The following is a 22,695-nucleotide window of genomic DNA, read 5'->3' as shown; positions in this document are numbered from 1 at the left end:
GGGTTAGGTATGCCTGAAACTTGTCGTATTGATTAAGAAATACGCGAAACGGGGTAGTTCTATCTTTAAATTTAATTACGCAACAAAGCCGTAGTTTCCTGTAAAATAAGTCGCGATGACACGATAACCGTCTGCAACTAATTTAGAGGAAATTGCTGAGCCGATACCGCCTTTTGACCCTGTAATTAAAGCAAGCTTTTTCATTAATGGTTCCATCCCTTACAAGCAATTAAATAACAATGATGTTAATAAGATAATGTCTTAGTTGATAATTAAACTTTACGTTTTGCTTTAATTAAACCCTACAACTCAAAATCAAAAAATATTATTACAAATGGAAAATATTTATATCTTATGATTAAAAACTTGACTTCCCTCTCAAAATCAATGAAATGTTGCGAACATGTAAATTAATGCAAGATACTGATATCAAAAAGATTTATTTACTTTCAACTTTATCACCAAGTAGATAAGTCATTGTTAACAAGAGATAAACCCATATTTCCTAGCTTGTTTCAAGAAGAATGCAAAGTGAGATTTTGAAACGATTGATCATGGTAATAATAATAAATCTCTTATTAGCCATTAATAAATAGTTCCTTATCATTCCATATAAAACTCAATATAATTAACATTCTGGATTGGAAAGCTGAACATTATGAATAGGCAAAAAAAGCCCACTCAATCTATGAGTGGGCTTAAGTAAACATTATTAATAAATAGAGCGTGGGGTTCTACCTCATAAATATTTCATTTGTATTTACATCAAGATAAATTTTATTTTCAAGGGACAACCCACCACAATAAATAAAATAAACATCTCGATTGCTGTACTTAACCGATTTCACCCACCCGCCGAGTTCTTCAAAATCACTTGGGACACACTCCCCTTCAGAGAGCAGTTTAGCCACCGAATTACGGAATTTCTCTTGATGAATCTTGAGGTCATCAGACTTAACCAAATAGGAATCTAATATCTCTTTGCTTTCTTTTTCTGAGATAATCACTTCATCATTAGATAGACCTGACATAGACACCCATTCAGCTGTCTGCGGGCCACCTTCTTTGAGAACAATATAATCAGAGATACGAGCCCATTCGCCTTGTTTCTCTAACACTTCGATCTTTTCACCTTTGTAGAGATAATCTGTTATCAACCCATCAATTTCAGGCTGTTCTACCACTTCAAGCTTTCTATCCAAAACGTAAAATTCCGTCTGTTCTGGTTCAGGCTGAAGATCCATTATGGGTGCAAGGTCAGATTCTGACTGCTGAGTAACTTCTACAGCTGGCTCTTCTATTTTCTCTGGTGGAATTGGGTCTTTATTCATGATCAAGAAGTAATACGCAGCTCCTCCTCCCAATATTAACAACACAAGTAAAGCGATCAGCGCTTTTTTCATCAAATCCACCAGCTCTTCCGTTTTAGGTATGGTTCAAGTGTACATCAACTCATGCTGCTGCTCATCTATACTCTATATAGAGAACGCGGTAAGTAGAGGAAAGTCATGAGTTTTTGGGTGAAGGTTATCATTGTGTGTGTACCTTTGAGTACTAATGTCGTGCTAGCAAACCAATGTAGCAGTGAAAACTGGCAAATACTGTTGGATCGCCAGCTCTCATTTGAAGGACGTTACAACCAATACACCAAAGAATTCAACCAAGTTCTCTCAACCTACAAGTCACAAACGCTGTTATCCAAACATTTCACCAAAAAGCAGATCATTAAGCTTTGGGCAAAATACGAACAAAGGTTTAATGTACAGCTCAATAGTCATATGAATACCGCTTACAATGTCTCTGAGGTTCTATTAAAACAGGCATACGTTGTGTCTACCGAGTTAGATGGGGCTGAGTCTCTCGCACATTCTTGGCAAGCCGTCGCTAAACATTGTGCTAGAGCAAAACTACCGAGACAAACAGAAAGTGCGCAGGTGCACGTACAAAGCTCACAATCACTCTCTCGAGATCTCTATACACTCAGTGACAAATTTCGGCAGCTGTCTACAATATACCGTACAGAAGCTACGATGCTTGATGAAGCACGCCACACAAACCAACCGGTAAGCGATGTATCAAACTGAAGAAACCATTAGATCACCTCACTGTTCGACTGGACTTTTCCGATAAATATGTTCTACCCAGTTCATAATATTCTAAGAGCTCGCTAATCAAAGCTTTATCAATAAGTTGTAAAACTAATGTGCTAACTATCAACAATGAAGTTCAATTTCCGACCAATGCAAGCGAGTATGTGAGATATTCATCACAAAATAGATTTACAAACGCCAGAAAATTGTTATCATGAATCTTCATATAACTTAATAACAAGAAACATTTTGGCTAGGTAATATGCAAAAGACTATGGCTTTCAACTGCTTGAGTAACACGGAATGGACTGCAGAGATAAGAGGTAAACTTTTATCTGTAGCTAAACACATGGAAGAGTTCGGTTCAGTAAGTGAGCTAGAGCTATGTAAGATATTTGGAGAAACAATTTGGAATGATGGTGTGGATTACCATTCACATGCTTTTTCATTCAGAATTAATGCACAAACTGGGGATTGTTCAATCTCTCACTTTAAGTATCACTAAGTTTTGCACCTATCATATACGGAGTACCTTTCACGAGGTGCTCCGTTTTTTATTGCCGTGATTTTGTCATTTTGTGGAAGATCTTTTGTCACCTTCGCATTGTTATCCAAAGATCAAACCATTTCGTTTTCAGCTCACTATACTCGATAACACTCACACTTTCCCTCTGCTTAGTCGGTGTAAACAGGAAGCGGCGCATTGCCTTTCACTTGTCTTATCGCTAGATGAGTATGGATGTCTTTAACGTTAGAGAGACGCTGAAGCTTTCTGGTAAACGCTTCATAGGCCATCAGGTTCGGGCTAACGACTTCTAACAGATAATCATAAGCGCCAGAAACGACATGGCAGCTGATCACCTCCTCCATCTCGACAATGGCACCTTCGAACTTATCGATCGACACTTCTTGGTGGTTGTTTAGGCTCACTTCGACAAACACACTCATCGCCACACCCACATTCTCTCGAGATAAGCTCACGCGGTAACCGTCGATAATGCCTTTTTCTTCAAGCCTTTTGATACGTCTAGCACAAGGTGACGGGGATAAGCCGACTTCATCAGCTAACTCTGCTGTGGTCAATCTACCGTCCTTTTGCAGCAACTCGAGAAGATGTCTATCAATTCTGTCCATAGTGAAAGCCATTCATTAGTTCAATTCGTTAACAATTGAAAGAATGTTAGCAGAAATCCTCAATGATAGGTCAAGTTAGAACGAAACTTGCCAACTTGAGGCACGAGCTCTCCTCCATAATTAGTCATCATTCACTTTCATTGTTTATTATGAACCTTGGCTATCTATCAATTACCGTCACTCTGCTGATCTGGGCGAGCTTTTTCCTTTCTCTTAAAGGCGGCGCGAATTCAGATTTAACACCTGCAGATATCGCACTCACACGTTTCCTTATTCCTGCTTTGATACTATTACCTTTGGTGTGGAAAGCGCGTGGTGCCATTACAGCAGTACCTAACCGTTACTTAGCAGGTATGTTTGTCGGTAGTGGCCTGCCTTATCTGCTGGTTGCAGGTACAGCCATGCAGTTTGTACCTGTTTCTCACGGCAGTGCTTTAGTGCCCGGAACACTACCTCTGTTTGTTACTGGGATTGCGGTGTTTTTTTTCAAGCAACCACTTAGCCGCCACCGAATCGTTGGCCTAGCTTTGGTGCTACTTGGTATTGTGCTGTTCTTGGGGAGCAGTTTGACTAGCTTCAATTTTGAATACACCAAAGGTCACTTACTGTTCCTGTGCGGGAGCTTGATGTGGGCAACCTTCACTATCTCTGCCCGTGTCGCCAACCTAGATGCTTTGGTCAGTGCAGGGTTTATTTCTCTCTGCTCTACTTTGTTGTTAGTGCTGCTTATCCTCACCGGAAAGCTCCCTAGCCATTTAATGGATACCCCTTTCGCTCAATGGCCTTTCGCAGAGCTAGCCATTCATTCAATGGTACAAGGTGTTGGAGCGGGTTTAGTAGCGGCATTCACTTACCTATATGCGGTTAATACCTTAGGGGCAGAACGTTCTGCTGCGTTTGGAAGCGCGACACCTGCCGTTGCAACACTATTGGCAATTCCACTGTTTAACGAAGTACCAGATGCAATGACTTGGCTTGCCCTTGGTTCTATTTGCATTGGTAGTTTAGTCGCGAGCAATATCTTCATGAGAAACGACCAATCCATGCAATATCAGCCGCCAAGCCATAGTAAAGCGTAGCGCTTTTTATATTCACCATTTTCGCTAGTTTTCAGGTATGCGGCATCCAGATAAGCCTGCAAAGGTAGGCTTATCTAAAATCTGCTTTTTCTAAGCTCGCTTCTCCATTAAACTGTCCGACCTTTTTGCTGATTCAAGAGAACACCATGCAACGCGACTACACCTTAAATTGTTTAATCACCATGCCTCGTCATGAACTAGAAGAATTTAGTTTAAGAATGATCCATCGCCTTGTTCCTGAAGACGCAATGACAGAATTGTTCACGTTCGAACAAGAAGAAGTAACCAGCGAAGAGCGCATGCAGTCGGCAAAATTCGATGCGATGCTGCGAATGACGGCTATTGCGCTTGGCGAAGTAAACCTAGCGTTTTCTGAGTCGGATAACTCACAACAAAACATCGAGCGCATGACTCGCCTACTGCTTTGGCACTTCTACTCAATCTCTTTCAACCTTGAAGAAGCAATCGCAATCGAAGTGCACTGCGAAAAAGTAGAGAAGATCTTAAAGAACGCACCTAAAGATGCATTCGGTTGGGTTAAAGAGTTAACTGAGTTGCTTCACTTCTACGCAAAAGTAAATGAAGGCAACGAAGAGAAGAAAGACGCGTAACCTTGCTTAATCTTTAGCTGGCTGCAATTCAAAAACAGCCCAGCGAATACCAAAGGCAGAAAGAACTATATCGAAGGCAAGTAAAAGCTTTGCTGAAATGAGTTCTCTGCCTTTGTTGTTTCTAGCACACTGTGATGCAACATCAGTATCGACTGAGCGATCTTGGTTCCTATGCCCAATGAACCATTCGGTGCTTCCTGCTCCACCTCATTGTGAATCACGACTCTCACCCGCTTCGAATCCGGTTCAAAATCAACACTCAGTGAAACAGCTGTTCCACTTGGGCTATGCCTCAACGCATTGTCTAACAAGTTCAAAATCAACCTTTCAAGCAAGTCACTGTCACCAGCCGCTTTTACTCCATCAGGCATATCCACCTTAAGTTCGACATCTTTATGGCGGTACTGACTTTGAATCGTTTCTAAGCACTCACTCAGTAACCCATTCAAATCTATCGACACGTATTGATAGGTAGGAACAGAATTGTCATGTTTGGCACTGTCGAGCAGTGAATGGAGCTGTTCAGACAACTTATTGCCATTGCGGTAAGCAACGTCAATTAATGGGTCTGATTGCGGGTTTTGAATCTTCCACGTTTCTAGATAACCCAACACGCTCGACAATGGCGTTTTCAAATCATGACTGAGCTGCAATAAGCTTTGTCTGCGATGTGATGACTGATATTCAAGCTGTAAGAATTGCTGTTGAATGTGTTTCGCCATCAACTGATAAGAGCGTGCAATCGGCACCAACTCCGGTACTTGATGAATGAAGTTGGGGTCAAGACGGAAATCTTGTTCTGCTTGCTGCTGCAGTTTGTTTGTAACTTCTTCGATAGGGTTTAAGAGGCTGCGCTTCACGAGCAGGTAAGCCCCAATCGCAAAACCTAAGATAGAGATCAGCATAAGTCCTGCTAGCGCCATATAAGGTGTGTCGACTTGCGAATTAGCAATCACGGTATGGCGATTACTGCCAATCAACACATACAGATACCCAACTGTTGAACCCAACTCTTCAATCGCAGCAACGGAAAACACCTTACGAGAATCAGGATTGATAGGGTCTTCGCCAAGAATCGGATAAGGCTCGTCATTTAAAAATTGTCTAATGGGTGCTAAGTCTATCTGGCTTGCCAACACAGTGCCTTCTGGCGCAGCGTGCGTCGTGATATTTCCTTGGCTGTCGAGAAAATAAATGTCGAAATCGGGACCAATCAACATCAAGGTATGAAATATGGATTTAAGGGCTTTGGATCACCGATGTTACCCGGATGAATATGAACCTTAGCGTTTGACACTGCAGTTTCAACTCCGGTACCACCAGCACCAAAGGTAATAAATGGCGGGTTTGGCATGCTGCCCGCTAGCTCATCATTGGCTTCTGTGCCTGCGTCATAGCCATTGAGGGTCGCTTTGTAGATGCCCGCTTGAGTTGGGATTTTCCAACGGTCTAAGCCAACAAAACCGTCGTTGGTTGGCAGCAGCATTGCACCCAATGACAAGTAAGCTAAATCACCAGTGTCGATATCAAACGTAGTTGCGACGCCCGGGTTAAGAATTCCGCTAGCTGGGTTTTCAACCACCACACCACCCGCGTTAGCAATCAAACTCGATAGACCTGAAATATCACCACCTTCGGCCATCGATTCCAATTCCGCAGAAGCACTCTCACCCGTTCTAAACATGAACAAGCTGGAGTCATGAGCGGCTGCCAAGATAGGCGTAAAGTAGATCCCTTTCGTTGCGTTGGTAACGGTCACCTCAAGCTCTGCAGCCTGAACCTGAGCCGCTCCGAGGGTCAACATAGCCGAGCTGATCACTAAGCTGATTTGAGTACGTTTGTTCATTTTGATTCCATCCTTTATCGAGTCCTATCGTTGCCAACAAAACGAATAACAGCGATATACCGTTACCTTTGCCAGAACGAACTGTGGTGGTGTTGACTCTAAGAATGGCGATCAAATCTATCAGCAACTTCATTGAATTCTCATAAAACTCTCACAAGTTTATTCAAACTTCTTACTATCCAGAGATATAGATCTAAGAGACTGGTATATAAATAGAAACTCTCGTTCTAGAAATGAGAGTTACACAAGAAATCATGGTTCAAGAATAGCGCAGACCAAACGCAAAAAGGCCCAATCGATATACCGACTGGGCCTTTCACTGATGTATAAAGCTTATCTCAGGAAAGCTCTATTCGCTTCCAACTGAGTTCGCCGAACAACACCAATTTAGAATGCGTAGTTTGCGTCAACAAGTTCGCTTACTTCTACTTTGCTTACTTCTGCGCGAGCTTCAAGCCACTGCGCTACTTGCAGTTGCTCTGCTTCTGTCACTGAACGGTAGCGCTCAATAGAACATAAGAAACCTTCGAACAGCTCTAAACCACCGCCACCAAAGCACAGGCCGATGCTGTCGATAAAATCGATAAATTCATCGATGAACACATCGTATTGGTCAAAATCAGCAATCGATGTCTTGCAGCTTACTTCAAAACCCAGAATCGCGAATTCACCTAGGTATAGCTTTTTGCGTAGGCGACGATTTTTGTTTTCGATTTTATCTAATTTCATAACTGTCTCTCTTTTCATTTGATTAAGCATTTATACACAGTTCTAACCCAATCCCCAAGTGTTTTGTCTTGCATGAGAAGTGTTATGGCAAAAATCGTGCTACAGAAACAAAAGCTTAATAAAAACTATAAAAATCTGTCACTTAACTGCTTCACGATTGGTCACACACTTTACCCAAGTTATTAACCAATTCATTAGTACGCGGGTAAGTCATAAATAACGAATAATAAAGCCAGCCAATAGGAAGCAGTCGCAATGAGCAAGGAAACATTTGATAGCACTCGTTTTAACAAGAGTAAAAACAAACCCTTCGAAGAAGTTCTAGATGCAAACCTTTCAAGAAGAAACGTGTTAAAAGGCGGATTAGGCATCAGTGCAATGACCGCTTTTGGCGCGTTTGGTTTAGCGGGTCACAGCACAGCTAACGCCGCAACAATGCAAGCAAAAGGCGCGCAGAAAAGCGCCGCGACTCTAGCGTTTGAATCGGTTAAAGGCTCATTGACTGACAGTGTTGTCGTACCGAAAGGCTACACAGCACAAGTGCTCGCTCCTTGGGGCACGCCACTTAACAAGCAAGGTAATGCTTGGTTAAAAGACGGTACAAACAACGCACAAGACCAAGCTAATGCACTGGGAATGCACCACGATGGCATGCACTTCTTCCCGCTTGATGGCAACAGCAATGATGGTTTGTTGGTGATCAACCACGAATACATTGACCAAAAAGCCCTGCACGCTAACGGCCCGACATACAATGAAGGCGCTCGTCCTAACATTGATGAAGTACGCAAAGAGATTAACGCACACGGCGTGAGTGTTGTTCGCGTTAAGCTTGAAGGCAACCAATGGGTAATGGTCGACGACGATCCGCTTAACCGCCGCTACACAGGCGCGACAGTCATGGATCTATCTGGCCCTGTCGCTCACAGTGAGTTTACCAAAACCAGATTCTCACAAGACGGCAGCCAAGCTCGCGGCACATTAAATAACTGTGGCAACGGCTACACACCTTGGGGCACTTACCTAACTTGTGAAGAGAACTGGCCGGGTTACTTTGTCAATAAAGGTGCAACTACACCGGCTCAAGAACGTATCGGCATCGCGACGGACAAAACTCGCTACGGTTGGGACACGCTTTCTGGTGACAAACAAGAACGCTTGGATGAGTTTGCACGTTTTGACGTGACACCAACCGCTGATTCTCCAATGGACGATTACCGTAACGAAGCACACGGTCACGGCTACATTGTTGAGATCGACCCATACACAGCAAACTCACGTGCTAAGAAGCGATCTGCTCTGGGTTGTTTCCGTCATGAAGGTTGTACGTTTGGTAAGCTAACCGAAGGCGAGCCGATCGTATTCTACTCTGGCCACGATTCTCGTTTCGAATACCTATACAAATTTGTTTCTGAAGCGAAATGGGACCCGCGTGACGCTGAGCCAAGCAACCGACTAAGTGCGGGCGACAAATACATGGACAAAGGCACGCTTTACGTAGCTAAGTTCAACGATGATGGTTCGGGCACATGGTTACCGCTAACACTAAACAGCAAAACCACCAACGGTGGCAAGCTAGGTGATACGTTTGACTCTCAAGCAGCACTTATCGTTAATACCGCAGGTGCAGCCGACCTTGTAGGCGCAACCCCTATGGACCGTCCTGAATGGTGCTCTGTTGACCCAATGACAGGTACCGCTTACCTAACGCTAACTAATAACAACAAGCGTAAAGAAGCCAATTCAGCGAACCCTCGCGTAAACAATAAGTTTGGTCATGTTATCCGTTGGGACGAAGGCAAAACGGCAGGCGAATTTGATTGGGATATCTTTGTATTCGGCTCTCCAGCCGTGGAAGACAAATCTATCAACCGCTCTGGTCTAACAGACATGAACCAATTCGCTAGTCCTGACGGCTTAGCGTTTGATGCTCGTGGCATCCTGTGGATTCAAACTGATAACGGCGCAGACGAAGTAACGGGCTACACCAACGACCAAATGCTGGCTGTGGTTCCGTCTCAGTTAACGGATGATAAAGGCAACAGCGCGGTGATCGATGCTAACAACCAAGCACAACTTAAGCGCTTCTTTGTTGGTCCAAACGGTTGTGAAGTGACTGGCTTTACTATCAGCCCAGACTTCAAATCACTGTTCGTGAACATTCAACACCCAGCAAACTGGCCATCGTCTGAAGATGCAACGGCTCAAACTCAAGGCAATGTTCGCCCGAGAGCATCGACAGTTGTCATTCGCCGTGAAGACGGTGGTGAAATCGCGGTTTAATAAGCAAATCTAGCTAAGGTCAGCAATCTTACTGCTATCTAGTTTCTGTTCGCTAGCTAAGTAAAATCAAAAAGAGCGATAAGGCTAATTGCCCTATCGCTCTTTTTATATTCTATTCATTCTTTGGTTTAAGTAAGAATCCGAATTTTCAAAACTCACCGTAATCCTAAGTACTCATCATCCCAAGCACGCGTCATCCTCGAGAAGGAGGAACGACTGAGTCGAGGATCTCTCTACCCGTCGTCGTTAAAGCAGAATTAACTCACGAACAACCACACACCCACGCCCATCATTAGCGTGCCGGCAATACGGTTCATCAACTTCACATTGTCAGCCTTGCCGAGCATGTGTTTAAGGCTCTTACCGCCTGTCGCGTACAGAGTCATACAAACAAATTCAGAAGCCAAGATAATAGACACCAAAATCATCAGTTGAGGCGCTAAATCTTTACTGCTGTTGATAAAAGGAGGAAGCAGAGAGATCATAAATGCCCACCCCTTCGGGTTCGCAATTGCAGTCACGAAGCCTTGAACCACCAAGTCCCAATCATTGTTCACTTGAGCTTCTTGATTATCAGTACTGATCGCCAGTTTGCCTCTTGAACGCCACATCTGAACGCCTAAATAGAACAAGTACCCTGCGCCCACAAACTTGAAGCCTGTAAATAACCATGGGTAATTCAGCATGATCGAAGCTATACCCAATACTGCGGCCACTGAAACTACCGCGACGCCAGCCAGTTCACCGATCATCATCCATAATGTACGCTTGTAACCGATGCTCATGCCCAACGTTAACGCCAAGGTCATACACATGCCAGGTGTGATTGACACAAAGAAAAACGTGGGAATAAAAGCCCAAAGTAGCGCGCTATCCATATTATTACCTTATCGATTTATTTTTATTTGAGTGTTTTAGCTTGTTGAACTGTCTTTGTAAGGAGCGACCTTGTATTTAGCGACACAACGAAAAAGAGCCACAATACAGTGGCTCTTTTTCATTACCAACCGTAATTTTACTTACGACGGTTTTTAATTCGCTTCATCATAGTCAAACGACGTTCTGCACTCGCTTGATCTTGAGGCTCTTCGTTCGCGTTGTTCTTACGACCTTGGCGGTTTTTGTAAGCCGACTTGGTGTTCAGCTTTTCAATGTAAGCGTCGCGCTTCTTCGGTTCGTAACCTGGTTGTTCAACACGACGAATACGTTGTTGAATCAATTTCTCAACCTGAACCACGGTTAACTCTTCTTCGCGGTTAACGAAAGAGACAGCATGACCTTGCTTACCTGCACGACCAGTACGTCCAATACGGTGAACATAGTCTTCTGCTAGGAAAGGCATGTCGTAGTTGATTACGTGTGGTAAGTCTTCGATATCAAGACCACGAGCCGCAACGTCTGTTGCTACCATTACACGCGCTTTACCTTCTTTAAAATCGTCTAGAGCACGACGACGAGCACTTTGCGCTTTATCACCGTGACACAATACTGCTTTAATGCCATCTAGCTTAAGCTCTTTAACTACACCGTTCGCTGTTTCTTTGTAGTTCACAAAAACAAGCACTTGGCGCCAGTTTTTACGACCAATCAGTTCAGAAAGCAGTTCTGTTTTACGTTCTTGATCCACTGGGTAAACCACGTGGCCGACAGTAGCAGCCGTTGAGTTTTCACGCTCAACACTAATACGTTTTGGTTTACGTAAAATATCTACTGACAGTTGATTCAACTGAGTCGATGTTGTCGCCGAGAACATCATGATTTGTGGCGATGTTTCTACATCCAGCATGATCTTACGAACAGCATTGATGAAACCCATATCTAGGATACGGTCAGCTTCATCAAACACTAGGAACTCTAGGTTAGCAATAGACACGTTACCCGCTTCTAAGTGCTCTTCTAAACGGCCCGGAGTCGCAACCAGAATATCCACACCCAGCTCTAATTGACGAACCTGTGAAGACATCTTGTTACCACCGTAAACCGCTGAAACGCTTAGTTCAGTGTATTTAACGTAGTCTTTGATGTTTTGAGCGATCTGCGCAGCAAGCTCACGAGTTGGAGCCAGAATAAGCCCGCGAGCCGTTCCTCGAGATGCTTTTTTACCGCTGTTCAGTAGGTGCTGAATAACAGGCAATGAGAATGCCGCTGTTTTACCCGTACCGGTTTGAGCAGTAGCAAAAATATCATGGCCTTTACGAGCCATTGGAATCGCTTTTTGTTGAATTGGAGTGAGTTTTTCATAACCACACTCAGTCAACGCTTTGACTAATTCAGGAGCAAAACCTTGAGAGGAAAATGACATTGTTACGGGTTCCTTAAGCAGACAGCCTACATTCTTATTTCAGCCGAGCACTATAAAGTAATTAGAGTGATTTATCTCACATTTATCGTGATATAACGCAAACTTTCTCATTTAATCCGGTGTTTACCACGCCATCGACGAAGTAAACACCCGATTATTCAGTTCAAACAGAGATTAAACCCTATTTGATGCCACACAGCTTGAGCAGAATCTGTTCGAGATCGCCCCATGGCATTAGCTGTGAGTCGATCACTTCCAGTCGAGATTCAAAGCCATCTAGTGTGATTTCATTGACTGACACGACTTGATTCGCCACGTTAAACGCGTAGCAACCTTGGTCTGTATTCACCACGGCTTTTACACGTTCAGCCGTCAAATCAGACAACATTGAGAATAGTGCATCAAAGTCGAACTTATGCTCTGCACCAAACAGCCATCCACAACTAAAATAACCCTGTCCTTTATTCTCTTTACGGATGAAAGCTTCACCGGGAGGAAGTTGGAATTGAGGTTCTTGTTCAGCGTGATCGTGATGGTGCGCTTCAATATGAGATGAAGCACTGCCATACACTCTTTCAATGTCCAACACTTCCAGTGGCACTTCGCCGTCATGGATTAGCTTATGGAAGACTTTTGCTGGCGTTTGATCAGTCACCCAATCATTAAACACATCGATATCTTCAGCATGAACAAGGTCTACCTTAGTACCAAGAATCACATCTGCACTGTTTAGTTGATCATTGAAATTCTGATTCGACGTGTACTTTTCATTAGATAGATTTCGTGGGTCTACCAAACCAAGCGTCGCTTTTAAATCAACATAAGGTGTGTATTGCTCTGAAGTTAACGTTGCAATCACTTGTTTAGGGTGACCAAGCCCTGTTGGCTCAATCAATAAACGATCTGGCTTTTGGCGAAGTAAGGCATTAATGCCCACCGACATAGGAACGCCTGCTGTACAACACATGCAGCCACCCGGTACTTCTTTAATCAAAGCGCCTTGATCTGTCATCAATGCACCATCAATACCAATTTCCCCGAACTCATTAACCAGAACAGCCCAGTTTTCATTTTCAGGTTTATTTTTTAACAGGTTCAAAATGGCTGTCGTTTTACCAACACCCAAGAAACCCGTAATAATATTTGTAGGAACTTTTTTAGTCATATCAGTTCTCCTTTTTAAGGGAGTATATACTCAATCACTAAAAAGTTGACCCCAATCGATTGTTTATACCAATCACAGTAAGTAAGTGTTCAGAAATAGCGCAGGAAAAAGGCTTGAGAACAAGGCGTGATTTTTTGATAAGTAGTTATTCTACAATAAAAAATCATAACGCAGTTATCGAGCATTTTAACCAGCTAGGGTGACCAATTATTTACTACGATTGGTATTACACTGAGATTCGTTAATAAAGGTTAGCGCGAAAATAATCTGAAGAGATAGGCAGTAGAGGCAGAATGCGGAAATGGGATGCTCCAGACAGACTAAAGGCGTACTTACTCAGTACGCCTCACCCTCGTTACTCAATCGTGAGTTCGCGAATCAGGAAGCCTTAAATATCGACCTGAACATTTAACGAGGAACTAAAACTTTGTTTCTGAATCCATCCAAATTGTGTGTAAAACCTCACTTCTCCTTGCGGTTCGTTATGTTGCTTTACGATTTAACTATGGTTCATTTTTGGGGATATTCAAGCCGCCACCAGAGAAACGATCAAAATTGTGACGGCGATTCCACTATTGCCCATAGATTCCATTTATGTAACACGCACATTCCATAAATGAAATTCAACTTTCCATCTTTGTTGCTATAGGATATGCAGAGGAAGCGTATAATTTACGGCAAGCCCGCCTCAACCTATTCAGGAGCCTTATCTCAATGACCAGAAGAGAGAAAATTAAGCAGTCCCTGCTAGCCAAAATGCCAAGGGATGCTATGAATCAATTTCTCTCAAGGGATAAGACCCCAGCTTCAGTTCTCTTTCTTTCTTGTATTGTAGGTGTACTTGCTGGCGTGGTGGGTACCTATTTCGAAGTCGCGGTTCATTTCATCACAGAAACTCGTACCGATTGGCTTAAAGATGAAATCGGCAGCTATTTACCCCTTTGGCTCGCCGCTTTCCTTATTAGTGCTGCATTTGCCTTTATTGGTTACTTCCTCGTTCATCGCTTTGCTCCAGAGGCTGCAGGCTCAGGCATCCCTGAAATTGAAGGGGCGATGGACGGTATGCGCCCTGTTCGATGGTGGAGAGTATTGCCAGTAAAATTCTTTGGCGGTATGGGCGCATTAGGTTCTGGGATGGTTTTAGGTCGAGAAGGACCAACCGTTCAAATGGGCGGCAGTATTGGTCGCATGGTCACCGATATCTTTCGAGTCAAAGATGACGACACTCGCCACTCACTATTAGCTTCGGGTGCCGCAGGTGGTTTAGCCGCCGCATTCAATGCACCACTGGCTGGCATCATGTTTGTAGTCGAGGAGATGAGACCACAGTTTCGCTACTCACTCATATCGATCAAAGCCGTCATCATCTCCGCGGTTTCAGCCAACATCGTTTTTCGATCAATCAACGGACAGTCTGCCGTTATCACAATGCCTCAATACCAACCGCCTGAACTGGATGCTCTGTGGTTATTCTTGTTGTTAGGCGTGTTGTTCGGCCTGTTTGGTGTGATTTTCAATAAGTTGATTACACTTTCGCAAGACCTGTTTGTGGCAATACACAAGAATGACCGTAAACGCTACTTAATGACAGGTTCCCTGCTGGGCGGTTGCTTTGGCTTATTGCTGCTCTATATACCGGAGTTGACTGGCGGTGGTATTGGTATCATCCCGAACATCACTAATGGCAACTACAGCGCAAACGTGCTGCTGTTAATCTTCTTAGGCCGAGTGATCACTACCCTGCTTTGTTTCGGCTCTGGTGCACCGGGTGGTATCTTTGCACCAATGCTTGCTCTAGGAACGCTCTTTGGTTACGCGTTTGGGCTTATCGCGGCGGCATTCTTTCCTGAACTGAATATTGAGCCGGGTATGTTTGCAATTGCTGGCATGGGAGCCTTATTTGCCGCCACCGTGCGAGCGCCTATCACTGGTATTCTGTTGGTTATTGAAATGACTAATAACTACTACCTGATCCTGCCGTTGATCATCACCTGCTTAGGTGCGGTAATCATTGCTCAAATGTTAGGTGGACAGCCAATTTACAGTCAGCTGCTTAACCGTACGCTGAAAAACGAGAAGCTAAGACAGCAAGACCTCCCTCAGCAAGAGGAAGTACGTTAACGACATTGAGAACGGTAGTTCAAATGTGGGACTTAAACGTAACTCGTTAAGTTCCACTGATACATGAGCAAACCAAGCTCGGTATTTATAAATCACTCAAAAAATAAAGCACACTTTCCTCGTGCTTAATGTCCCGATTTCGTATCAAAATCAAAAAAGCAAACGTTAAACTTGCTATCATCCACTCAAAATTATTTGAGTGTCCTTAACATCTATTGAGGACACAGCTGAGCGCTCACTCTAGAGCAAAAATTCTATAATTGACTCATATTATATAAACAGCTCACATTCTATATAACTCATATTCTATAAATAACTAGTTGGAGAAAGGCGTTGAACTGGAGAAGGTTAACCCAAGTAAAAAATGTGCCGCCATCTCAGGCGTCTTTGGCACTTGGCGTTATTGGACTAGGACAAGCTTGGGCATTATATCTGCCAGGGGTTGGTGAGATCATTCGCCCTTACCTTGCTGCATTTGGCGCACTGTTATTGCTACCCGTTTTACTTCGTTATCTCACCAGCTTTAATACTTTCATCAATGACATTCGTCATCCGCTTAGTGGAAGCTTGATGGCACCAATGAGCATGGCGTTATTGATTCTATGCGACTATTTAGCCGAAATCTCTCCAGTCATTGCTTACCCAGTCTGGTTCTGCGCGTTGTTATTGCATTTTACCATGATGGTGTTGTTCTTTAGTTTCCAGATCATCAACTTCAAAATGTCGAACATTGTACCGAGTTGGTTTCTGTATCCGGTGGGGTTAATCAGCAGTTCCTTAGCAGGTTCACAATTTGGGCACACCGTTTTTTCAGAAACACTTGCGGCCACTTGTATCGGTATCTATTTCCTAATGCTGCCAGTGGTGTTGTACCGCTTGGTATTCGAAGGAAACCTGCCACGCCGAGCAAGACCAACCTTAGCCATCATGGCAGCACCTGTGAACCTGTCTTTAGCGGCTTACTTGGTTAACTTCGACGACCCAGACCCGATTCTTACAGGCGCGTTGGCTGGCATTGCTATCACCATGACACTATTGATCTACTTGTGTTACATACGATTGATGCGTCTGAAATTCCAACCTTCGATTGCTGCCGTCACTTTCCCTTCCGTGATCAGCGCTATTGCCATGCATCGTCTAACTACGTTTTTCGGCGCGGAATACCCGCAATGGTATTGGCTGCACAAGTTTGGTTTCTTCGAGCTAACCATCGCGACCATCCTAGTAATTTGGGTTGCAGGTGGATACGTGAAAATGTACTGGCCTGAGTTTTTTGATACTCACTACATGTCAAAAAAGACGAAGCGCTCATAATCAACTCAACCCATCTTTTCTAGAACCTCTCGATTCAGCGCTCCTCCAAACAAGAAAGGCCTCACACTGTGAGGCCTTTTGAATAGGCAAGGTTTTTAGTCGTTCAGGCGAGTGCTAATACAACTGCCGGGAGAACTTAGAAATTTGCGTGAGGGCCAAATACTTCATAGTGAACGCGTGAACGGTCAACTTTCAATGCATCTAGCTGCTCTACGATGTTTTTCATGAAGCCAACAGGGCCACAGATGTAGAAGTCGCTCTCTTCAAAACCTTTAGTATCAGAGATAGACGCTAGATCTATTTGACCTTGATGCGTATTTTCACATGCAGATTCATCTTTATTCATGTACCACGTTTTCGCTTCCCAACCTTTGTCGGCAACGATATCTTTAACACGAGTTGTGAAAGAGTGTTGACCTACGTTCTCACAAGCGTGCAGGTAAAGTACTGGCTCGTTTTTATCTTCCGTGTTTAGAAATTCAAGCATAGACTGCATTGGTGTTACACCAACACCTGCAGAGATAAGCGTTACTGGCTTGCTGCGCTCTTGATACATGAAGTCACCGGCTGGTGCGTATAGGTTAACTTCATCACCAACAGCAACCGTATCGTGTAGGTGGTTAGATACAACGCCTTGTGTTTCTTGACCATTGCCTTCACGTTTAACAGAAATGCGGTATTGCTTACCGTTTGGCTTATCAGACAGTGAGTATTGACGAATCTCGCTGTATTGAGCCCCTTCAGGTTTCACTTCGATACCAATGTATTGACCTGGCGTATAGTCTAGAACTTCGCCGCCGTCTTTTGGCTGTAGAATGAAGCTTGTTACCAATGCTGATTCTTCAATCTTGTCTGCAATCACGAATGTACGCGCCGCTTCCCAACCACCAACAGCTTGCTTACGCTGTAGGTAAAGTTCAGCTTCACGATCGATGAATACTTGAGCCAAGAAAAGGTAAGCAGCTGTCCACGCTTCCTCCACTTCTGGAGTAAAAGCTTCTGTAGCCAATTCGCGTAAAGTTTCAATCAGGTGTAAACCAACAATTTGGTAATGCTCTGGTTGAATGTTAAAACTTGTGTGTTTCTGGGCAATGCGTTCAACCGCGGTTGTTAGCGCTGCTAGGTTTTCAATGTTCTTTGCATAAGCCGCGATAGCTTCAAACAGTGCTACGCCTTGGCGACCTGTTCTTTGGTGAGTCATATTGAAGATATCTTTCAACTCAGGGTTATGCGTGAACATACGTTGATAAAAGTGCTGAGTTAAAGCCGGGCCTGCGCTCTCAAGTAGCGGGATAGTAGATTTGATGATTTCGATATGTGCGTTGTTAAGCATGAATTTACTCCGAACACTGAGTCTTATGACCTATATGTCATTTTGACTACTTGAAAAATTAAGAATGACTTATCGATTTTCTGAAGCCTTAGTTATTTTTAGAAACTGAGTTATTTTGACTCGTTTTCGTTTCAAAAAATCGCAAAACCTGATTAATGCCACCTGATTGATTGAGATCAAGAATACTCTTTTTAATCAGAGTTATAATCGGGCTTCGATGACTCTTTTGCACAATCGATGCCAAGTTTATCAATCCCCGTCATTACTGGTTTTAATCTCAAAATCCATCTTATAAAAATGTCAAAAAGACCTTTTTTTTAGGTCAATAAGACTCTATTATGTATATAAACACACAGAGTTAGAGTTTTTTATGCAAGATATCTCCGCATCTACCCTCATGGAAATGACCATTGGCCTTGCAAGTGGTGTGAACGATCAAGATCGTTTTAATCGCCTTATCGATGCCATCCGTAAAACCATTACGTGTGATTGTGTCGCGCTTTTAAGCCTTCAAGGTGACACACTAGTACCTATCGCAATGCAAGGGCTCAGTCGAGACACGTTCGGTCGTCGTTTCATCATTTCAGAGCACCCACGTTTTGCGGAGATATGTGCATCTCGCTCTCCTGTTCGTTTCGATTCTGATAGTTCACTCCCTGATCCTTTTGATGGTCTGCTGATCGATCATGATGGCGATCTGCCAATGCACGCCTGCATGGGTTTACCTCTGCTGTTTGGTGACAAATTATTAGGAGTGCTAACCCTAGACAGCCTAAAACCTGATGTCTTCGCTAATATTCCAGCACGTAACCTTGAAGTACTAGCAGCGATTGCGGCTTCAAGCATGCAGATGGCATTGACCTTTTCTCAGCTTGAACATCAAGCCAAACAGTCTAAGCAGCTATTAGAAGAGTTAAACGTTGAAGCGTGGGAGCGTGATGGCGGCGAGTTGATTGGTAACAGTGATACCATGGTCGCGCTCAAGAACGACATCGCGGTTGTCGCACCGTCTGAATTTAATATCTTGATTCATGGGGATACTGGTGTTGGTAAAGAGCTCGTTGCTCGTACCCTGCACCACCAATCGCAGCGTAAACGTAACCCACTCGTCTACGTAAACTGTGCTGCAATTCCTGAAAACTTAGTAGAAAGTGAATTGTTTGGTCACGTTCGTGGTGCGTTTACTGGCGCAGACAAAAACCGCTTAGGTAAGTTTGCTCTAGCCGATGGTGGCACACTGTTCTTAGATGAAATTGGTGAATTACCCTTAGCTGCGCAAAGTAAGTTACTGCGTGCGCTGCAAAACAACGAAATCCAACCTGTTGGCCAAGACAATATCCAAACCATTGATGTTCGTGTTCTGGCTGCAACCAACCGAGACTTAAAGCAAGAAGTTGAAGACGGTCGATTCAGAGCCGATTTATACCATCGACTGAGTGTGTACCCTATCGCGGTGCCTGCACTGAAAGATCGTGGTGACGACATCAGCCTATTGGCTGGTTTCTTCTTAGAACAAGCGCGTCGTAAGCTTGGTATCAACCAAGTTAAGTTCCGCTCTGACGTTCTTTCTTTCCTAAACCGTTATGGTTGGCCAGGTAACGTTCGTGAACTTGAGCACGTGATCAGTCGTTCAGCATTGAAAGCATTGGCGCGTAGCACCAATAAAAACCTCGTGACAATCACTAAAGAAGATTGTGGTCCACTCGACCAAGATCAGCCGATTGCGACTACACAGGTGAAGAACACGCCATTATCAACACCAACGATCGACCTCTCTGCAGGGTTACGTGGTGCAACGGATGATTTTCAACGCAGTATCATTACTGAGGTATTGGAAGATGCCAATTTTAACTGGGCACAAGCAGGCCGTGTTCTGAAAACAGACCGAGCAAACCTGACTCGACTGTCTAAGCGTTTAGGGCTAAATGTGGCTAAGTCTCACACGATCGAACGGACAAAATAGATATTAGCGGTTTGTTGCGAGCATCTGACAAAACTTGTGTATATAATGCTGCAAATTGTAACGCTAATTTTAAATATGTAGAGAGAGTTATGAAGTTTATCCGTTGGTTCTTAGGTCGTGTCATCTTGTTATTGAACTTTGTTTTCAGCCCACGTGGTATGAAGCGTTCTCAAGAAGAGCAAAGCAAAGTGAATGAGCAAGCAAAAACGCACACGTTATACCAATTCGAAGCATGCCCATTTTGTGTGAAAGTGCGCCGCGCGATGAAACGTCAATCGGTTCAATTTGAACTTCGTGATGCAAAAAACAACGAGCAACACCGTGCAGAACTTGAAGCTGGCGGCGGTCGTGTGAAAGTGCCTTGTCTACGTATTGAAAAAGACGGCAAAACTGAGTGGATGTACGAGTCTTCAGACATCGTTGCTTACTTGGAAAAACAATTCGCATAAGCTCACAAGCTAAGCGAAAGCCAGACATAAAAAATCCCTCGAATGTGAGGGATTTTTTATGTCTGTTATTTGTGAATTCGTCTAGTTTGGAGCAAAAACGCCAGAGGCTATTTGGCGACAATCAGCATCAATTCCACACGGCGGTTACACGCCTTGCCTTGCGCAGAGGCGTTCGTACAAGCTGGTACATACTCGCCAAAGCCTCGTGTATAAATGGAGCGGCTTGACACGTAGTTACTCTCTAATCGAGTCTTCACTTCTTTTGCACGCTGCTCTGATAGCGGATCGTTGATTCGATCTGTGCCCGTATTATCGGTGTGACCTTCAATCACCACATCAATATCTTGGCGCTGAGCAAGGTAGCTGCCCAACGTATCTAGCCATTGGTTATAAGCTGGTTCAGGGAAAGCAGAACCTGTTTTAAAGTTCACGTGCTGCTCAAGCTTTACCATCACATGGTTACCCGGCAATACTTCAAAATCGATGCGGTTTTGTCTTAGAAAGACTTCCAGTGGATCGTTAGTCGATACGCCACGTCCGTAGTTGGTAGTGATGGTGCTTTGTTGATGGGTGCTGCTCTGAATCGAGTATCCACGATTGCTTGCTACATGAGTCGTTTGAACCACACCCCATTCAGGATGCATCAAGTCGTAATCGGTTTGCGGTGCAGTTTCTAGCATATCATCGCCCAACATGCCCGTTGGTAATGTCGTTTCACACCCTACCAAAGCTATGCTTAACATTATCGCTAAATATCTCATTACTTCACCAACCACTCATGCATATAAACCATTCACTAATGTCTATATCGGCACCGAGGGAAAAACTTTAGACGAAAACTTTATACCAAAAGAAACCAGACAAAAAAAAGTGCTGTTGATCACAGTTAACCGTCAACTAGCCTTCCTTCACCCGCTAGTTCCAACTGTTTGCATTTATTTACCTTATAATTGTTTTCCAATTCGTACTAAATAGTTAGAATCTCACGACTTCTCAACGCTAGAGCAAACATTATGTTTAAACCATTTACTAAATTCATCACAGCACTCGCTGCCGTACTTATTATCGCGGGTTGTAGTGAAACAGACGAGCCACAAAAAGGCGTTCAATACGAAGCGCTTCCAACTGCTCTAACAGAATTTAACTTGTCTCCGATCACTGAAATCTTCTCTCTTAACTGTGGTCACTGCCGTCAAATGGAAAGTGCTATTCCAGAGATTGAATCTCTAACAGACCAAACTATTGGCAAGATGCACGTGACGTTCAACGAAAGCGCTCAAATCAGCGCAATGATCTACTACACAGCAGTGATGCAGCTTGATGCGACGCCTGACCACGCGTTTATGGACGACCTATTTGGTGCCGTTCAAATGGGTGCAGATGCAACACCAGAGCAGCGTCAACAAGCACTAGAGACAGCGTTTACTTCTCGTGGTTTGATTAGCCCATACCAGCTGAACAAAGAACAACCAGTCGCTCTTTTCGACTACGTTAAAAAAGCAGAAGAGATCTCAGTAAAAGGTCAGATCAACTCAGTACCAACCTTTATCATCAACGGTAAATACCAAGTACTAACAGCAGGTCACCAAGACGTTGCTGGTATCGCAAAAACGATCAACTACCTTTTGACTCAACCATAATCGCTGCTTTGCTAGCGGATTAACACATTCTGCATTAACTACGAAATTCAGCACTCAATATAAATAGGTTTTACTATGTCTAAATTTGTCATCCCGATCATTGTCTTTCTTTTGGCGGGTTTCATGATTTACCGTACTTGGACGAATCATAAGTCTGGCGGAGAAAACTTCGAACAAGGCCAGCAATTTCTAATTGAAAACGGCACTAAAGAAGGCGTGATTACGACTGAAAGCGGTCTTCAATACCTTGTTCTTGAAGAAGGTACAGGCACAGAACACCCAACTAAGAACAGCAAAGTAACGGTTCACTACCATGGTACGCTGATCGATGGCACTGTTTTCGACAGCTCTGTTGAGCGTGGCGAGCCAATCTCATTTGCCCTTAAGCAAGTAATCAAAGGCTGGCAAGAAGGTTTGACTTACATGGTTGAAGGCCAAAAAGTTCGTCTATTCATTCCAAGCACTCTAGCTTACGGTAAAGGCGGTTCAGGCCCTATCCCACCATCATCGACTCTGATTTTTGATGTAGAACTCATCTCTATCAAATAATCGAAGTGACTGATTAAGCCCCAACATACGCGCTATGTTGGGGCTTTTTTATATCTGAACATTTAAAAGCACTTTGACCACTTTCGC

General features: G+C 43.7%; 19 protein-coding genes and 3 pseudogenes. 11 read left to right on the top strand and 11 right to left on the bottom strand.

Going from position 1 to position 22,695, the window contains the following annotated elements:
- Nucleotides 1-90 precede the first annotated feature (90 nt).
- Both ACED45_RS17685 and ACED45_RS17680 read right to left on the bottom strand, forming a co-directional pair.
- Nucleotides 91-204: pseudogene (locus tag ACED45_RS17685) on the bottom strand (acetoacetyl-CoA reductase); the annotation flags it as partial.
- A 530-nt stretch (nt 205-734) separates the two neighbouring features.
- Nucleotides 735-1,412: a hypothetical protein gene (locus ACED45_RS17680; RefSeq protein WP_371714621.1), complete on the bottom strand. Its 678-nt coding sequence runs from the start codon at nt 1,410-1,412 to the stop codon at nt 735-737.
- Nucleotides 1,413-1,508: 96 nt separating this feature from the next.
- On the opposite strand from ACED45_RS17680, the gene ACED45_RS17675 reads away from it, so the two are divergent.
- On the top strand, nt 1,509-2,084 hold the full coding sequence (locus ACED45_RS17675; RefSeq protein WP_371714620.1) for a hypothetical protein: 576 nt from the start codon (nt 1,509-1,511) through the stop codon (nt 2,082-2,084).
- 268 nt (nt 2,085-2,352) lie between these two features.
- Nucleotides 2,353-2,595 (top strand): hypothetical protein, encoded by a 243-nt coding sequence (locus tag ACED45_RS17670; RefSeq protein WP_146490726.1) that lies wholly within the window; start codon nt 2,353-2,355, stop codon nt 2,593-2,595.
- Between the two features lie 170 nt (nt 2,596-2,765).
- Here the strand turns inward: ACED45_RS17670 and ACED45_RS17665 are convergent, their stop codons facing one another.
- The gene (locus ACED45_RS17665) at nt 2,766-3,224 is read right to left on the bottom strand and encodes an Lrp/AsnC family transcriptional regulator (protein ID WP_371714618.1); all 459 of its coding nucleotides are present in this window, start codon (nt 3,222-3,224) and stop codon (nt 2,766-2,768) included.
- Nucleotides 3,225-3,373: 149 nt separating this feature from the next.
- On the opposite strand from ACED45_RS17665, the gene ACED45_RS17660 reads away from it, so the two are divergent.
- A complete protein-coding gene (locus ACED45_RS17660; RefSeq protein WP_371714617.1) occupies nt 3,374-4,303 on the top strand; it encodes a DMT family transporter in 930 nt (309 codons plus the stop codon).
- A 146-nt stretch (nt 4,304-4,449) separates the two neighbouring features.
- The gene (locus ACED45_RS17655; RefSeq protein WP_008219313.1) at nt 4,450-4,914 is read left to right on the top strand and encodes a hypothetical protein; all 465 of its coding nucleotides are present in this window, start codon (nt 4,450-4,452) and stop codon (nt 4,912-4,914) included.
- A 65-nt stretch (nt 4,915-4,979) separates the two neighbouring features.
- Here ACED45_RS17655 and ACED45_RS17650 read toward each other — a convergent pair.
- The 3 genes and pseudogenes from ACED45_RS17650 to ACED45_RS17640 form a co-directional block, all read right to left on the bottom strand.
- Nucleotides 4,980-6,164, bottom strand: a pseudogene (locus ACED45_RS17650) (sensor histidine kinase); the annotation flags it as partial.
- Nucleotides 6,165-6,166: 2 nt separating this feature from the next.
- Nucleotides 6,167-6,760 (bottom strand): annotated as a pseudogene (locus ACED45_RS17645) (spondin domain-containing protein); the annotation flags it as partial.
- 387 nt (nt 6,761-7,147) lie between these two features.
- A complete protein-coding gene (locus ACED45_RS17640) occupies nt 7,148-7,489 on the bottom strand; it encodes a YggL family protein (RefSeq protein ID WP_371707436.1) in 342 nt (113 codons plus the stop codon).
- A 255-nt stretch (nt 7,490-7,744) separates the two neighbouring features.
- On the opposite strand from ACED45_RS17640, the gene ACED45_RS17635 reads away from it, so the two are divergent.
- A complete protein-coding gene (locus tag ACED45_RS17635; RefSeq protein WP_371714616.1) occupies nt 7,745-9,772 on the top strand; it encodes a PhoX family protein in 2,028 nt (675 codons plus the stop codon).
- Nucleotides 9,773-10,029: 257 nt separating this feature from the next.
- Here ACED45_RS17635 and ACED45_RS17630 read toward each other — a convergent pair whose 3' ends face one another.
- The 3 genes from ACED45_RS17630 to ACED45_RS17620 form a co-directional block, all read right to left on the bottom strand.
- Nucleotides 10,030-10,650, bottom strand: a complete 621-nt coding sequence (locus ACED45_RS17630; RefSeq protein WP_146490734.1) for a LysE family translocator — start codon at nt 10,648-10,650, stop codon at nt 10,030-10,032.
- Between the two features lie 137 nt (nt 10,651-10,787).
- Nucleotides 10,788-12,074: a DEAD/DEAH box helicase gene (locus tag ACED45_RS17625; RefSeq protein WP_371714614.1), complete on the bottom strand. Its 1,287-nt coding sequence runs from the start codon at nt 12,072-12,074 to the stop codon at nt 10,788-10,790.
- A 181-nt stretch (nt 12,075-12,255) separates the two neighbouring features.
- Entirely contained in the window at nt 12,256-13,239 is a 984-nt protein-coding gene (locus ACED45_RS17620) for a CobW family GTP-binding protein (RefSeq protein ID WP_285953580.1), read from the bottom strand.
- 714 nt (nt 13,240-13,953) lie between these two features.
- Here ACED45_RS17620 and clcA point away from each other — a divergent pair.
- Nucleotides 13,954-15,360 carry a H(+)/Cl(-) exchange transporter ClcA gene (clcA, locus tag ACED45_RS17615; protein WP_371714613.1) on the top strand — a complete coding sequence of 469 codons (1,407 nt, stop codon included), beginning with the start codon at nt 13,954-13,956 and terminating at the stop codon, nt 15,358-15,360.
- Nucleotides 15,361-15,726: 366 nt separating this feature from the next.
- Nucleotides 15,727-16,674 carry a TDT family transporter gene (locus ACED45_RS17610; RefSeq protein WP_371714612.1) on the top strand — a complete coding sequence of 316 codons (948 nt, stop codon included), beginning with the start codon at nt 15,727-15,729 and terminating at the stop codon, nt 16,672-16,674.
- 136 nt (nt 16,675-16,810) lie between these two features.
- Here ACED45_RS17610 and hmpA read toward each other — a convergent pair whose 3' ends face one another.
- On the bottom strand, nt 16,811-18,007 hold the full coding sequence (gene hmpA / locus ACED45_RS17605; protein WP_371714611.1) for an NO-inducible flavohemoprotein: 1,197 nt from the start codon (nt 18,005-18,007) through the stop codon (nt 16,811-16,813).
- 370 nt (nt 18,008-18,377) lie between these two features.
- Here hmpA and norR point away from each other — a divergent pair, with 370 nt between their 5' ends.
- Both norR and ACED45_RS17595 read left to right on the top strand, forming a co-directional pair.
- Nucleotides 18,378-19,970, top strand: coding sequence for a nitric oxide reductase transcriptional regulator NorR (gene norR, locus ACED45_RS17600; protein WP_146490738.1), 1,593 nt, complete (start codon nt 18,378-18,380; stop codon nt 19,968-19,970).
- A gap of 89 nt (nt 19,971-20,059) precedes the next feature.
- A complete protein-coding gene (locus ACED45_RS17595; RefSeq protein WP_371714610.1) occupies nt 20,060-20,419 on the top strand; it encodes a glutaredoxin family protein in 360 nt (119 codons plus the stop codon).
- Nucleotides 20,420-20,526: 107 nt separating this feature from the next.
- Here the strand turns inward: ACED45_RS17595 and ACED45_RS17590 are convergent, their stop codons facing one another.
- The gene (locus ACED45_RS17590; protein WP_371714609.1) at nt 20,527-21,162 is read right to left on the bottom strand and encodes an OmpA family protein; all 636 of its coding nucleotides are present in this window, start codon (nt 21,160-21,162) and stop codon (nt 20,527-20,529) included.
- Nucleotides 21,163-21,432: 270 nt separating this feature from the next.
- Here ACED45_RS17590 and ACED45_RS17585 point away from each other — a divergent pair, with 270 nt between their 5' ends.
- Nucleotides 21,433-22,059, top strand: a complete 627-nt coding sequence (locus ACED45_RS17585; RefSeq protein WP_371714608.1) for a thioredoxin domain-containing protein — start codon at nt 21,433-21,435, stop codon at nt 22,057-22,059.
- A 75-nt stretch (nt 22,060-22,134) separates the two neighbouring features.
- Nucleotides 22,135-22,608, top strand: coding sequence for an FKBP-type peptidyl-prolyl cis-trans isomerase (locus ACED45_RS17580; RefSeq protein ID WP_371714607.1), 474 nt, complete (start codon nt 22,135-22,137; stop codon nt 22,606-22,608).
- Nucleotides 22,609-22,695 lie beyond the last annotated feature (87 nt).

The organism is Vibrio crassostreae (assembly GCF_041439375.1).
In the GTDB taxonomy this organism is placed as follows: Bacteria; Pseudomonadota; Gammaproteobacteria; order Enterobacterales; family Vibrionaceae; genus Vibrio; species Vibrio crassostreae_D.
The sequence above is the reverse complement of the archived record's forward strand: the minus strand, read 5'-3'. Positions and strand labels throughout refer to the sequence as shown.